13 protein-coding genes are annotated in these 13,336 nt (G+C 38.3%); 12 read left to right on the top strand and 1 reads right to left on the bottom strand.

All coding sequences use genetic code 11. The annotated features are described in order from the left end of the window. Window positions 1-268 precede the first annotated feature (268 nt). From mnmG to ACTG7X_RS05140, 11 genes are all read left to right on the top strand, one after another. Window positions 269-2,158 (top strand): tRNA uridine-5-carboxymethylaminomethyl(34) synthesis enzyme MnmG, encoded by a 1,890-nt coding sequence (gene mnmG, locus ACTG7X_RS05190; protein WP_439257480.1) that lies wholly within the window; start codon window positions 269-271, stop codon window positions 2,156-2,158. Beyond that, window positions 2,148-2,789, top strand: a complete 642-nt coding sequence (gene rsmG / locus ACTG7X_RS05185) for a 16S rRNA (guanine(527)-N(7))-methyltransferase RsmG (RefSeq protein ID WP_439257478.1) — start codon at window positions 2,148-2,150, stop codon at window positions 2,787-2,789. Before mnmG ends, rsmG begins: the two co-directional genes overlap by 11 nt. Window positions 2,790-3,020: 231 nt before the next feature. Further along, window positions 3,021-3,413 (top strand): ATP synthase subunit I, encoded by a 393-nt coding sequence (locus ACTG7X_RS05180; protein ID WP_439257477.1) that lies wholly within the window; start codon window positions 3,021-3,023, stop codon window positions 3,411-3,413. Window positions 3,414-3,438: 25 nt separating this feature from the next. Beyond that, window positions 3,439-4,230, top strand: coding sequence for a F0F1 ATP synthase subunit A (atpB, locus tag ACTG7X_RS05175; RefSeq protein ID WP_439240444.1), 792 nt, complete (start codon window positions 3,439-3,441; stop codon window positions 4,228-4,230). 67 nt (window positions 4,231-4,297) lie between these two features. Next, window positions 4,298-4,552, top strand: coding sequence for a F0F1 ATP synthase subunit C (atpE, locus tag ACTG7X_RS05170; RefSeq protein ID WP_005599073.1), 255 nt, complete (start codon window positions 4,298-4,300; stop codon window positions 4,550-4,552). Window positions 4,553-4,625: 73 nt separating this feature from the next. Then, window positions 4,626-5,096: a F0F1 ATP synthase subunit B gene (atpF, locus tag ACTG7X_RS05165; RefSeq protein WP_439240442.1), complete on the top strand. Its 471-nt coding sequence runs from the start codon at window positions 4,626-4,628 to the stop codon at window positions 5,094-5,096. A gap of 13 nt (window positions 5,097-5,109) precedes the next feature. After that, the gene (gene atpH, locus ACTG7X_RS05160; RefSeq protein WP_439257475.1) at window positions 5,110-5,655 is read left to right on the top strand and encodes a F0F1 ATP synthase subunit delta; all 546 of its coding nucleotides are present in this window, start codon (window positions 5,110-5,112) and stop codon (window positions 5,653-5,655) included. 15 nt (window positions 5,656-5,670) lie between these two features. Then, the gene (gene atpA, locus ACTG7X_RS05155; protein WP_439240438.1) at window positions 5,671-7,212 is read left to right on the top strand and encodes a F0F1 ATP synthase subunit alpha; all 1,542 of its coding nucleotides are present in this window, start codon (window positions 5,671-5,673) and stop codon (window positions 7,210-7,212) included. Window positions 7,213-7,241: 29 nt separating this feature from the next. Further along, window positions 7,242-8,111, top strand: coding sequence for a F0F1 ATP synthase subunit gamma (gene atpG / locus ACTG7X_RS05150; RefSeq protein ID WP_439240435.1), 870 nt, complete (start codon window positions 7,242-7,244; stop codon window positions 8,109-8,111). Window positions 8,112-8,124: 13 nt separating this feature from the next. Beyond that, complete coding sequence (gene atpD / locus ACTG7X_RS05145) at window positions 8,125-9,498, top strand: F0F1 ATP synthase subunit beta (RefSeq protein ID WP_439240433.1); 1,374 nt, start codon at window positions 8,125-8,127, stop codon at window positions 9,496-9,498. A 36-nt stretch (window positions 9,499-9,534) separates the two neighbouring features. Beyond that, the gene (locus ACTG7X_RS05140) at window positions 9,535-9,963 is read left to right on the top strand and encodes a F0F1 ATP synthase subunit epsilon (protein WP_439257474.1); all 429 of its coding nucleotides are present in this window, start codon (window positions 9,535-9,537) and stop codon (window positions 9,961-9,963) included. A gap of 70 nt (window positions 9,964-10,033) precedes the next feature. Here the strand turns inward: ACTG7X_RS05140 and ACTG7X_RS05135 are convergent, their stop codons facing one another. Then, on the bottom strand, window positions 10,034-11,248 hold the full coding sequence (locus ACTG7X_RS05135) for an aromatic amino acid transporter (protein WP_439257534.1): 1,215 nt from the start codon (window positions 11,246-11,248) through the stop codon (window positions 10,034-10,036). A 212-nt stretch (window positions 11,249-11,460) separates the two neighbouring features. Here ACTG7X_RS05135 and ACTG7X_RS05130 point away from each other — a divergent pair, with 212 nt between their 5' ends. Next, window positions 11,461-13,326, top strand: a complete 1,866-nt coding sequence (locus tag ACTG7X_RS05130) for a hypothetical protein (RefSeq protein ID WP_439257472.1) — start codon at window positions 11,461-11,463, stop codon at window positions 13,324-13,326. The last annotated feature ends 10 nt before the right edge of the window (window positions 13,327-13,336 follow it).

The raw sequence follows: 13,336 nt of genomic DNA, 5'->3' as shown, positions 1-13,336 counted from the left end.
TAAAGATCTTTATTTTACTAAAATAAAAAAAGATCTAATACTTTCTTTTATAAAAGAAAAAGATCCTTATCAACGATGATCAGTGGATCTAATAATAACAATAATAAGATCTTTATATATAAATAAGATCTCTATTTATTAGCCAGCAGATCTTTTCGGATCAAATAAAAGGGATCTACTTTCCTGTTTATCTAATTTTAGGTAAAATAGTCGCCTATTTTTAAGTAAAGATCGGTGAAAGCGATCATTTTTATCTAATAAGGTTCTTATGTTTTATACAGAAAATTATGATGTGATCGTGATAGGTGGCGGTCACGCCGGTACAGAAGCCGCTCTTGCACCTGCTAGAATGGGGCTTAAAACCCTGTTATTGACCCATAATATTGATACCCTTGGACAAATGTCTTGTAATCCTGCCGTTGGGGGAATAGGTAAAGGGCATTTAGTCAAAGAAATTGATGCCATGGGCGGTCTTATGGCACATGCCACCGATCAAGCAGGGATCCAATTTCGCACCTTAAACAGTTCTAAAGGCCCGGCAGTGCGAGCCACTCGAGCTCAGGCAGATCGGGTGTTATATCGTCAAGCTGTGCGTATAGCCCTTGAAAATCAACCGAATTTAGATATTTTCCAACAAGAAGTGACCGATGTATTGATCGAACAGGATCACGTCACTGGTGTAGAAACCAAAATGGGCTTAAAGTTTCGTGCCAGATCTGTAGTTTTGACGGCTGGTACCTTTTTAGCTGGCAAGATCCATATTGGATTACAAAATTACGAGGGCGGACGAGCAGGCGATCCTGCATCGGTTTCCCTTTCTCATCGTTTACGTGATCTAGGCTTACGTGTTGATCGGCTAAAAACAGGCACACCACCTCGTTTAGATGCTCGTACCATTAATTTTGATGTGTTAGCCAAACAGCATGGTGACGCTGTGTTACCGGTTTTTTCCTTTATGGGATCAGTGGATCAACACCCTCGTCAAATTCCTTGTTTTATTACCCATACCAACGAAAAAACCCACGAAGTGATCCGCCATAATTTGGATCGCAGTCCAATGTACACTGGGGTTATTGAGGGAATCGGCCCACGTTATTGTCCGTCTATTGAAGATAAAGTGATGCGTTTTGCGGATCGCAATTCTCACCAAATTTACCTTGAACCAGAGGGATTAACGTCTAATGAAGTCTATCCAAATGGTATTTCCACCAGTTTGCCCTTTGATGTGCAAATGGGCATTGTAAATTCCATGCAAGGGTTAGAAAAAACTCGCATTGTGAAACCAGGTTACGCCATTGAGTACGATTATTTCGATCCAAGAGATCTTAAACCTACCTTAGAAACCAAAGCTATCAAAGGGTTGTTCTTTGCAGGGCAAATTAATGGCACAACGGGTTATGAAGAAGCCGCTGCACAAGGTTTGTTAGCCGGTATTAACGCAGGGTTATTTGTACAACAAAAAGATCCTTGGTATCCACGCCGAGATCAAGCATACGTTGGTGTATTAGTGGATGATCTTTGTACCCTTGGCACAAAAGAACCTTACCGTGTATTTACTTCTCGAGCGGAATACCGTTTACTATTACGTGAAGATAATGCCGACATTCGTTTAACGCCAATTGCGCATGAATTAGGATTAATAGACGAAAAACGTTGGGCGAGATTTAATCAAAAAATGGACAACATCGCCAAAGAACAAGAACGCCTAAAACAAATTTGGATTCATACTAAATCGGAACATTTAGATGAAATCAATACGTTGGTGAATACCCCGATTGTGCGTGAAGCCAGTGGCATTGATTTATTACGTCGTCCTGAAATGAGCTATGATATTTTAACTAAAACCGCTTTATTTGCACCTGCGTTGGAAGATAAACAAGCTGCGGAACAAGTGGAAATAGCAGTGAAATACCAAGGTTATATTGAACATCAACAAGAAGAAATTGAAAAACAAAAACGCCATGAGAATACGGCGATTCCTGAACGTTTTGATTATAGTCTCGTGGTAGGTTTATCTAATGAAGTGCGAGCCAAATTAGAACAACATCGTCCCGTTTCTATTGGACAAGCGAGCCGAATTTCAGGTATCACCCCAGCGGCCATTTCTATTTTGTTGGTGAACTTAAAAAAACAGGGAATGTTAAAACGTGGCGATTAATTTAGAACAGCAATTAAGCGAAAAGCTGGAAACCTTGCTAAAATCCACCGCACTTTCTATTACCGATCAGCAAAAAAGCCAGTTAGTCCAGTTAGTGTTGTTGTTGCATAAATGGAACAAGGCATATAATCTTACCTCTGTGCGTGATCCACAATATATGTTGGTAAAACATATTTTAGATAGCCTTGTGGTAAGCCCTTACCTACAAGGTTCACGTTTTATTGATGTGGGTACAGGACCGGGTTTACCCGGTTTGCCGTTGGCGATTATCAATCCAGATAAGCAATTTTATTTATTGGACAGTTTAGGCAAACGCATTAGCTTTATTCGCAATGCTGTGCGTGAGTTAGGATTGACTAACGTGGAACCAGTACTTAGCCGAGTGGAAGAATTTACACCCGATCATCTATTTGACGGAGTGTTAAGCCGGGCCTTTGCTAGCCTAAAGGATATGACCGATTGGTGTCATCATTTACCTCATGAAAATGGTTTATTCTACGCCTTAAAAGGCCAATATCATCAAGAGGAAGTGCAACAGCTTTCGGCTGAATTTTCTATTCAACAGGTTATTCCGTTACAAGTGCCAGAGTTGGTGGGAGAAAGGCATTTAGTGTTGTTGAAAAAAGCCTAAAATAATATAAATCGTGGTTAAAAAGTGAATATTTTTTACCGCGATTTTTCTTTAGTTTGTTTTAAAAAAACACAATCTGGATAAAAAACTGTGATCAATCTAACAAAATTTTGATCTCGTTCGATTTTTACTGCGTAATTGATTGCAATAAAAGCCTTTATAGGTGATAATTCAGGAGCTTTCAGGCGTTTGTCTGTTTGAATGTTTTTTAGACTTTACTGGGCGTAAATAATGTCGGCTGTGTTACAACAAGCTCAAAATTTGTATAAAAAAGTATATATTGCAGAATTAACCGTGCTTATGATTGCTTTTTTGCTGTTATGTTATTTTGATAAACCGATGGCTTACGCATTTAGTTTTGGCTATTTGGTTGTTTTGATACCCAGTTTTGTGGTGATGTTTTTGGCGTTATCTTATGCCAAAAAAAACAACAAACCCATAAAAACAACCTTATTTTATAGCCTTGAAGCCATAAAATTCTTGTTTGTTATGCTTTTAATCGTTATATCAATCAAGTATTTAATAACCAATAATCAGTTTACTTTTTTTGTCGGCTTTTTTGTGGCTATTCTCTTAAATAGTCTGCTGCCTTTGGTTTTGAATATATTTAAACAACGTCATTGATCATTTACAGAAAGGTTTTATTGATATGTCAAATTTAACTACTGCTGATTATATTAGTCACCATTTAAGTTTCCTTTCATCTGGGGACGGTTTTTGGGCGGTGCATTTAGATACGCTGCTTTTCTCACTTATTTCGGGTGCGATTTTCCTGTTTGTTTTTTCAAAAGTAGCGAAAAAAGCCACCACAGGCGTGCCGGGTAAATTACAATGTTTTGTGGAAATTGTGATTGAGTGGGTGGACGGTTTAGTCAAAGATAATTTTCATGGTCCACGTAATGCCATTGCCCCACTCGCCTTAACCATTTTCTGTTGGGTATTTATCATGAATGCCATTGACTTAATTCCAGTGGATTTTCTACCGCAGTTTGCTAATTTAGTGGGGGTTCATCATTTACGTGCTGTACCCACTGCCGATATTAGTGCCACTTTGGGAATGTCAATTTGTGTATTCTGTTTAATCCTATTTTATACCGTGAAATCAAAAGGTTTCAATGGGTTAGTCAAGGAATATACACTCCACCCTTTCAATCATTGGGCATTTATTCCGGTTAACTTTATTCTTGAAACCGTTACCTTATTAGCTAAACCGATTTCTTTAGCGTTCCGTTTGTTTGGTAACATGTATGCCGGTGAATTGATCTTTATTTTGATTGCCGTGATGTATATGGCAGATAATTTTGCCTTACAAGCATTAGGCATCCCATTACATTTAGTGTGGGCGATTTTTCATATATTGGTGATTACTTTACAAGCATTCATCTTTATGATGTTAACGATTGTTTATTTGAGTATTGCTTATAATAAAGCGGATCATTAAACGAAAATTTCTTTTTAACTTAACCTAGCCTTCGGGCTTATTTATCAATCTTTTAATGGAGAACATTATGGAATCTGTAATTACAGCAACAATCATTGGTGCATCAATCTTATTAGCTTTTGCTGCACTAGGTACAGCTATTGGCTTTGCGATTTTAGGCGGTAAATTCTTAGAATCTTCTGCTCGTCAGCCTGAATTAGCCAGCAGCTTACAAACGAAAATGTTTATCGTTGCCGGTCTTTTAGATGCGATCGCAATGATTGCTGTGGGTATTTCATTACTTTTCATCTTCGCAAACCCGTTCATTGATTTATTAAAATAAGTCGGGCTTGAAATTTAGGGTTATTTCGGATTTTGACGAAATAACGTAACCGACTTTTTTGTAGGAGGGCGTTGTGAATTTAAATGCAACATTAATTGGTCAACTTATTGCGTTCGCACTTTTTGTGATGTTCTGCATGAAATATGTTTGGCCACCGCTCATTAAAGCGATTGAAGATCGTCAGGCGAGTATTGCTAATGCGTTAGCGTCTGCCGAGGCCGCTAAAAAAGAGCAAGCCGATACGAAAGTATTAGCGGAAGAAGAAATTTCTAAAGCCAAGTTACAAGCACAAGAAATTATCGATTTAGCCAATAAACGCCGTAATGAAGTGCTAGAAGAAGTGAAAGCAGAAGCGGAAACTTTGAAAGCCAAAATTATTGAACAAGGTTATGCAGAAGTGGAATCTGAGCGTAAACGTGTACAAGAAGAATTACGTGTGAAAGTGGCTTCACTTGCCATTGCAGGTGCAGAGAAAATTGTCGGTCGTACCATTGATGAGGCGGCCAACAGTGACATTATTGATAAGTTAGTTGCAGAATTATAGGAAGGTTGAGCTTATGTCAGAATTAACTACGATAGCTCGCCCTTATGCCAAAGCAGCATTTTATTTTGCCGTTGAACAATCAGCAATTGATAAAAGTGCGGTGCAAAAATGGGCAGAAATGCTCGGTTTTGCGGCACAGGTGGCTGAAAATGAACAGGTGCAATCTTTTTTAAGCAGTTCTTTTTCTGCCAAAAAAGTCGCTGATACGGTGATTTCAATTTGTGGCGAACAACTTGATCAATATGGGCAAAATCTGATTCGGTTAATGGCTGAAAATAAGCGATTAACGGCACTTCCAGCTGTATTTGATGAATTTCAACATTATGTGGAAGAACATAATGCAACCACGGAAGTTCAAGCCATTTCGGCTCAACCATTAAGTGCAACGCAACAACAAAAAATTGTCGCCGCAATGGAAAAAAGACTGGCTCGTAAAGTGAAATTAAATTGCAGTGTGGATAGCTCACTGATTGCAGGGGTTATCATTCGTACTGACGATTTTGTGATTGACGGTTCAAGTCGTGGTCAGCTAGATCGTTTAGCTAACGAATTGCAATGATAAGAGGAATTCAAAATGCAACTAAATTCAACAGAAATTAGTGAATTGATTAAAAAACGTATTGCCCAATTTGATGTGGTGAGCGAGGCTCGCAACACTGGGACAATCGTTTCCGTGAGTGATGGGATTATCCGTATTCACGGTTTAAGTGATGTAATGCAAGGTGAGATGATTGCCTTACCTGATAACCGTTTTGCGATGGCATTAAACTTGGAACGTGATTCCGTTGGTGCGGTGGTGATGGGGCCTTATGCGGATTTAGCCGAAGGTGTGGAAGTGCAATGTACTGGCCGTATCCTTGAAGTACCCGTAGGTCGTGGTTTATTAGGTCGTGTGGTCAACACCTTAGGTGAACCGATTGACGGTAAAGGTGAAATCGAAAATGACGGTTTCTCACCAGTGGAAGTGATTGCACCAGGGGTTATCGACCGCCAATCGGTTGATCAACCTGTTCAAACCGGTTATAAAGCGGTGGACTCTATGGTGCCAATCGGTCGTGGTCAACGTGAGTTGATTATCGGTGACCGTCAAACCGGTAAAACCGCTTTGGCGATTGATGCGATCATTAACCAACGTGATTCAGGCATTAAATGTATCTATGTGGCCATTGGTCAAAAAGCCTCTACTATTGCCAATGTGGTGCGTAAATTAGAAGAACATGGTGCGTTAGCCAACACTATCGTGGTTGTTGCATCGGCTTCTGAATCTGCGGCGTTACAATATTTAGCCCCTTATGCCGGTTGTGCCATGGGGGAATATTTCCGTGATCGTGGTGAAGATGCGTTAATCATTTATGATGATTTATCCAAACAAGCGGTAGCCTATCGTCAAATTTCGTTATTACTTCGTCGTCCGCCAGGCCGTGAGGCCTATCCGGGTGACGTGTTCTATTTGCACAGCCGTTTATTAGAGCGTGCCTCTCGTGTCAATGCCGATTATGTAGAACGTTTCACTAAGGGCGAAGTGAAAGGAAAAACCGGTTCTTTAACCGCACTTCCAATCATTGAAACCCAAGCAGGGGACGTGTCAGCGTTCGTACCAACTAACGTGATTTCCATTACCGATGGTCAGATTTTCTTAGAATCTAACTTGTTTAACTCAGGGATTCGCCCTGCGGTCAACCCGGGTATTTCGGTTTCTCGTGTGGGGGGTGCAGCTCAAACCAAAGTGGTGAAAAAATTGGCTGGGGGTATTCGTACCGCACTAGCACAATACCGTGAATTAGCGGCGTTTGCACAGTTTGCATCAGATTTAGATGATGCCACTCGTAAACAATTATCCCACGGTGAAAAAGTCACTGAATTATTGAAACAAAAACAATATGCACCGTTAAGCGTAGCGGAACAAGCATTAGTGTTATTTGCCGTTGAATTTGGTTATTTAGAAGATGTGGAACTCAATAAAATTGCCAGTTTTGAAACCGCACTTTTAGATTATGCTCATCGTCAATATGCCGACTTTATGCAAGAGTTGAATAAATCAGGCAACTATAATGATGAAATTAAAGACCAGTTAAAAGGCATTTTAGATAGTTTCAAAGCAAATAATGCGTGGTAATAGCTTAAAGACGGAAACGGAGAATTAACATGGCTGGTGGAAAAGAGATAAAAACCAAAATTGCCAGTGTACAAAGTACACAAAAAATTACCAAGGCAATGGAAATGGTCGCCACATCGAAAATGCGTAAAACGCAAGATCGGATGGCAGCATCTCGCCCTTATTCTGAAACCATTAGAAATGTTATCAGTCACGTGTCTAAAGCAACCGTTGGTTATAAACACCCTTTCTTAAGTCAGCGTGACATTAAGAAAGTCGGTATCCTTGTGATTTCAACCGATCGTGGTATGTGCGGTGGCTTAAATATTAATTTATTTAAGACCGCACTTAACGAAATCAAACAATGGAAAGAAAAAGGCGTTACCGTTGAGCTCGGTTTAATCGGCTCAAAAGGGATTGGCTTTTTCCGTTCTCTTGGGTTGAAAGTGCGAGGACAACATTCTGGTTTGGGCGATAACCCTGTATTAGAAGATTTATTGGGCGTGGTAAACGGTATGATTGATGCCTACCGTAATGGCGAACTTGATGCTATTTATATAGCCTACAATAAGTTTGTTAATACCATGTCGCAAAAACCGGTTTACCAACAGCTTGTGCCATTACCAGAATTAGAAACTGATAAATTAGGCGAAAGACAGAATGTTTGGGATTATATTTACGAACCGGATCCAAAAGTGCTATTAGATAGCTTATTGGTGCGTTATTTAGAATCTCAAGTATATCAAGCAGTGGTTGATAATTTAGCTTCAGAACAAGCGGCTCGAATGGTGGCGATGAAAGCAGCAACAGACAATGCAGGGAATTTAATCAATGACTTGCAGTTGGTGTATAACAAAGCTCGCCAAGCAAGTATCACAAATGAATTAAATGAAATTGTTGCTGGTGCAGCAGCGATTTAATGGAGAACAGGTAATGTCAGCAGGAAAAATTGTACAAATTATCGGTGCGGTAATTGACGTTGAATTCCCACAAGACGGCGTACCAAAGGTTTATGATGCCTTAAAAGTGGAATCAGGTTTAACCCTTGAAGTACAACAACAATTAGGTGGCGGCGTGGTACGTTGTATCGCATTGGGTTCATCTGATGGTTTAAAACGTGGTTTAAAAGTAGAAAACACAGGTCACCCAATTTCTGTGCCTGTGGGCGTGAAAACCTTAGGACGTATTATGAACGTGCTGGGTGAGCCGATTGATGAAAAAGGTGACATTGGTGCGGAAGAAAACTGGGCCATCCACCGTGCGGCACCAAGTTACGAAGACCAATCTAACAGTACAGAATTGTTAGAAACAGGGATCAAGGTTATCGACTTAATTTGTCCATTCGCTAAGGGTGGTAAAGTAGGTTTATTCGGTGGTGCGGGTGTAGGTAAAACCGTGAATATGATGGAATTAATCCGTAATATTGCGATTGAACACTCAGGTTACTCCGTATTCGCAGGGGTAGGTGAACGGACGCGTGAAGGGAACGACTTCTACCACGAAATGACCGAATCTAACGTATTGGATAAAGTATCACTCGTTTATGGTCAAATGAATGAGCCACCAGGCAACCGTCTGCGTGTGGCATTAACCGGTTTAACCATGGCGGAAAAATTCCGTGATGAGGGGCGTGATGTATTATTCTTCGTGGATAACATCTATCGTTATACCCTTGCAGGGACAGAAGTATCTGCGTTGTTAGGTCGTATGCCGTCTGCGGTAGGTTATCAGCCAACTTTGGCGGAAGAAATGGGGGTGTTGCAAGAACGTATTACCTCCACCAAAACAGGGTCTATCACCTCTGTGCAAGCGGTTTACGTACCAGCCGATGACTTAACTGACCCATCACCAGCAACTACGTTCGCTCACTTAGACTCTACCGTGGTATTAAGCCGTAATATCGCCTCTTTAGGTATTTACCCTGCGGTTGACCCATTAGATTCTACTTCTCGTCAATTAGATCCATTGGTGGTCGGTGAAGAACACTACAACGTGGCTCGTGGCGTGCAAGGTATCTTACAACGTTACAAAGAATTGAAAGATATCATTGCGATTCTTGGTATGGACGAACTTTCCGAAGATGATAAATTAGTGGTAGCACGTGCGCGTAAAATCGAACGTTTCTTATCACAACCTTTCTTCGTAGCGGAAGTATTTACCGGTTCACCTGGTAAATATGTGTCATTAAAAGATACCATTCGTGGCTTCAAAGGTATTCTTGACGGTGAATACGACCATATTCCAGAACAAGCGTTCTATATGGTGGGTTCAATCGATGAAGTTGTTGAAAAAGCGAAAAATATGTAATCACTTCAACTGATTACCAGATTGAAGGAGATCAAAATGGCAACATTTAACTTAATTATCGTCAGTGCGGAGAAAAAAATCTTCGAGGGTGCGGTAAAAAGCGTTCAAGCAAGTGGTATTGAGGGGGAATTAGGGATTTTAGCCAATCACACTCCTTTAATGACAGCGATTAAACCAGGGATTGTGAAATTCACCCTTGAAAATGATAGCGAAGATGTTATCTATGTGTCTGGGGGATTTTTAGAAGTTCAACCTAATATCGTCACTGTGTTAGCAGATGTCGCTATTCGTGGTGATGAGTTAGACCAAGATCGTATCTTGAATGCGAAACGCAAAGCAGAAGAAAATATTGTGGCAAAATCAGGGGATGCCAACCACGAATTACTCGTGGCAAAACTTTCCCAAGAATTAGCCAAATTACGTGCTTACGAATTAACGGAAAAATTAGTCAAGAAAAGCCGTTAATCATGGATAAAAATGTAAAAACCGCCGAAAGGCGGTTTTTGTTTGGCTAAAAATGAAATAAGAATAATGTTTACCCAACAACATTTGGCAATAATCCCGCTTGAATGAGGAACGGAATAGAGGTAATGATCACGCCCAACAGGGAAACAATAATTAACAGTATATTTCCGCCAAATACACGATAGGGTAAATTCGGGTATTTTTGGCGAGCTTTCCACGTTAATACGGCAGGTAGCACAACCGCATAAAAGGCGAACATTTGACCGGCATAGCTTAAGGCTAAAATAAAGCCTTGTGGGTAAAATAACGCAAATAACATCGGGGGTAAAAATGTGAGTAGACCCAACATCACTCGCCCCGCTGAACGATGTAAAGTGCGTTTGAGTAAATCATGAATACAGTCAAATAACCCTAAAGAGACCCCAAGGAAAGACGTAATTAATGCCAGTGCAGAAAAGATTTTAACTGTGTTACTTATGGCCTGACTGCCGGTTATTTCTTTTGTGGCGGTGACCAAGCCATTTAAGGTGGGGTCTTTTTGTAAAATATCTAAGAATAACGACTGACTTAATACCCCATGGGTGGAAAGTTGCCATAAAATATAAATCACCAACGTGATAAAAGAACCGGTTAAAATAGCGATTCGCAAGGATTTAACATTTCCACCTAAATAGGCATTTAAGCTAGGAATGGAGCCGTGAAAACCAAAAGCCGTGAAAAATACTGGGCTAGCAGAAATTAATAAGGCATTATCAATGGGCATGGCCATTAAGTTATCGACGCTTATTTTCGGCGACATTAACATGAGTACAAACACTAATGCAGCCACCATAATATAAAAAAGTAAGCGGTTAATTACATCAACACTTCGGGTGCCAATAACAACAAAGGCTCCAAAAATGAGGGTAAATAGCACAATGGATATTTTCGACGTGCTTTCGCTATCACTGATTTGTGTAAGAAGAGAAGCTAAAATATTTCCCCCACCGGTGACATAAGCAGCTAATAACGCATAAAGGAAAATCATTAAAATCGCTGTAGAAATAATTCGTCCTGCTTTACCAAAATACTGAGCGGACAAGGTTCCAATACCGGCGTCGGGTTCGGCGGTTTGGTAAATTTCGACAAACAATAACGCACTATATGTGAGTAGAAACCATAATGTCCCTAATAATACAAAGGTAAAGGTAAAACCGATCCCCGCGGAAGTTAATGGCATGGCCAACATGCCTGCACCAATCATGGTGCCAGAAACCAGTAAGGTACTGCCGAGCGTTTTATTCATCATGATGTTCCTTTTGTTTTTATAGGCTTTTTAGTATAACAAAAGCCTATTATAAATAAAATGTTTAGATAAAATCTCTTAGCCGTGTTTAACCAATGTGTTGATGAGATTTCCATTTAAATTGATCAAAATTACATCAGTTTATAATAAAAATTTTGTTAATTTTTTACAATAGAAGTAATAATTAATAAACTCCTCAGATAAAAATAATTATGGATAAAAAATTTGACTTGCAAAATTATCTTGCCACCATTCCACAAATAAATGATGAAAAAGATATTGAAAATTTATTTAATGTGATGAATGTGGTGGCTAATTTGTCTATTCCTATTGGTCAAAAAACTGCTTTATTAAATCAGATGGAAAGCAAGTTAAAGGATAATCCTAAATTTCAAGAGATTGCAGATAGCCATAAACCAGAAATAGAGAAAATGCAGAAAATCATGGCAAATTTGGCACATGATCTGGCAGAAAAAAAAGAGCAGGTCAATAAACAACAGCAAGAAATTAAAACTGGTCAGCAGTTTAATTTGCAGCAGTTGAATCTGTTGAAGGGATATGAGTTATATAAGTATGTTATGGATAATATGACTGATATTAGTCAATGGAAGCAAATGAACTCTGCTCAACAAAAAGAAGTTTATAAACAAACTCTTAATGCTTTTAAACAAAATCCATCTGAAGAGAACACAATTAATTTTATTAAAGTTACAGCAGCCACTTCAGACACTCCAGAAGGTTTTAATAACAACCTAAAAACAATTCAAGAAGATCTCTCTGATAAAGAAATTAATACTTTATTGAGAAACCTTAATGGCAAAAAAGGGGATTATTATTTTAAAAAATATTTTGGAATGGAAAATCTCTCACCAAAAGAAAAAGAATTTTATAAGCAAATTCTGATTACTGCAGGAAAAGTTGGCAAACAACATAAAATTTCTATCCAAATAGACAAAAATGGCTTTATAAAAACTGATCCTGATGATGAAGAATCAAGAATAAAATATAAAAAGGCATTAGATGAACAAATTGCAAGAGAAAAAGATCCTAACACTAAAGAAGCATTGCAAAAAGTGTCAGCCAAAATGATTGAGCAAGAAATAAAGCAGAATAAGACATTTGAAGAAAAAAGAGTTAAAAATATTAAAAGCCTAAAAGACTTGTTCTTATATCCTTTTAAAAAGAATGAATTATTTAATAAACCTGCTGATGTTCTTTACCATAATTTAAGTCATAAATTGGATCAGGCTCTTGATATTTATAAAAAGTTTGGTGCAGATTCTGGCTCAAAATGGGACATTATCAATATGGTCAAATCTGAACAAGATACTAGAATTGGGCAGTTATTAAATTCTCAATTAATTCTTTATATGGCTGGTGATAAAGATGCCCAAAAAGATGTGATTAATAATGCCTTTTTTAGGAATTTATATGCCAAAAGCCAAGCCTATGGCAATGATCATTATCTGTTTAAAACAGTGCTTGAGGGTATGAACTTTGATGAAGCAGCCACAGCAAGGATCATCAGCCTATTGGATAAAGACTTGGAAAATAATCCTGCCATCAATCCAGATCACACCAAAATAAACAAGAAATTTTTTAATAATTATCAGGAAAAAAAGGATAATTATTACACTGTTGCAATGGCAGTAGAAAATTATATTAGTAAAGATGAAGGGATTAAATCTCTTGATGTTTATGATATGTTTAATAGATTAAATAAAGGTGAAGAATTAACAGAAAAAGATATAGATATATTAGTACATATTAAAGATTTAAAAAATGAATCTAATGATAAAAATGAGATTTTAATTAATGGTAATCTAGTAAAGATTAAGAATAGTGATATTTTAGATAAATTTTATAATGTAACTCACTTAGACTCAAAAAAAGTTAATCAATTAATACAAAATCATAATCAACCAAAAGAAGTTGAATTTGCACACATGAGTGAAAGTGAAAAGAAAATTTTGGCAGTTGCAGATATTAATAAATCAAAAGAAGCAGTAGAAAGTTATAGTAATAACAATTATAATAAATATGAAGAGGTCAATTATAGTAGTGGCTTTAATAGTTAGAAAATAAAAA

Source organism: Lonepinella sp. BR2271, from assembly GCF_051851515.1.
In the GTDB taxonomy this organism is placed as follows: Bacteria; Pseudomonadota; Gammaproteobacteria; order Enterobacterales; family Pasteurellaceae; genus Lonepinella.
Note: the sequence above shows the minus strand (reverse complement) of the source record. Positions and strands in the feature narration are given on the sequence as shown.

What these genes read in the sequence shown, in the direction of transcription:
- ACTG7X_RS05140 (WP_439257474.1), top strand. Translation starts at nt 9,535, where the DNA reads ATGGCAACATTTAACTTAATTATCGTCAGTGCGGAGAAAAAAATCTTC.
- atpA (WP_439240438.1), top strand. Translation starts at nt 5,671, where the DNA reads ATGCAACTAAATTCAACAGAAATTAGTGAATTGATTAAAAAACGTATT.
- atpH (WP_439257475.1), top strand. Translation starts at nt 5,110, where the DNA reads ATGTCAGAATTAACTACGATAGCTCGCCCTTATGCCAAAGCAGCATTT.
- atpB (WP_439240444.1), top strand. Translation starts at nt 3,439, where the DNA reads ATGTCAAATTTAACTACTGCTGATTATATTAGTCACCATTTAAGTTTC.
- ACTG7X_RS05135 (WP_439257534.1), bottom strand. Translation starts at nt 11,248, where the DNA reads ATGAATAAAACGCTCGGCAGTACCTTACTGGTTTCTGGCACCATGATT.
- atpD (WP_439240433.1), top strand. Translation starts at nt 8,125, where the DNA reads ATGTCAGCAGGAAAAATTGTACAAATTATCGGTGCGGTAATTGACGTT.
- mnmG (WP_439257480.1), top strand. Translation starts at nt 269, where the DNA reads ATGTTTTATACAGAAAATTATGATGTGATCGTGATAGGTGGCGGTCAC.
- ACTG7X_RS05180 (WP_439257477.1), top strand. Translation starts at nt 3,021, where the DNA reads ATGTCGGCTGTGTTACAACAAGCTCAAAATTTGTATAAAAAAGTATAT.
- ACTG7X_RS05130 (WP_439257472.1), top strand. Translation starts at nt 11,461, where the DNA reads ATGGATAAAAAATTTGACTTGCAAAATTATCTTGCCACCATTCCACAA.
- atpE (WP_005599073.1), top strand. Translation starts at nt 4,298, where the DNA reads ATGGAATCTGTAATTACAGCAACAATCATTGGTGCATCAATCTTATTA.
- atpG (WP_439240435.1), top strand. Translation starts at nt 7,242, where the DNA reads ATGGCTGGTGGAAAAGAGATAAAAACCAAAATTGCCAGTGTACAAAGT.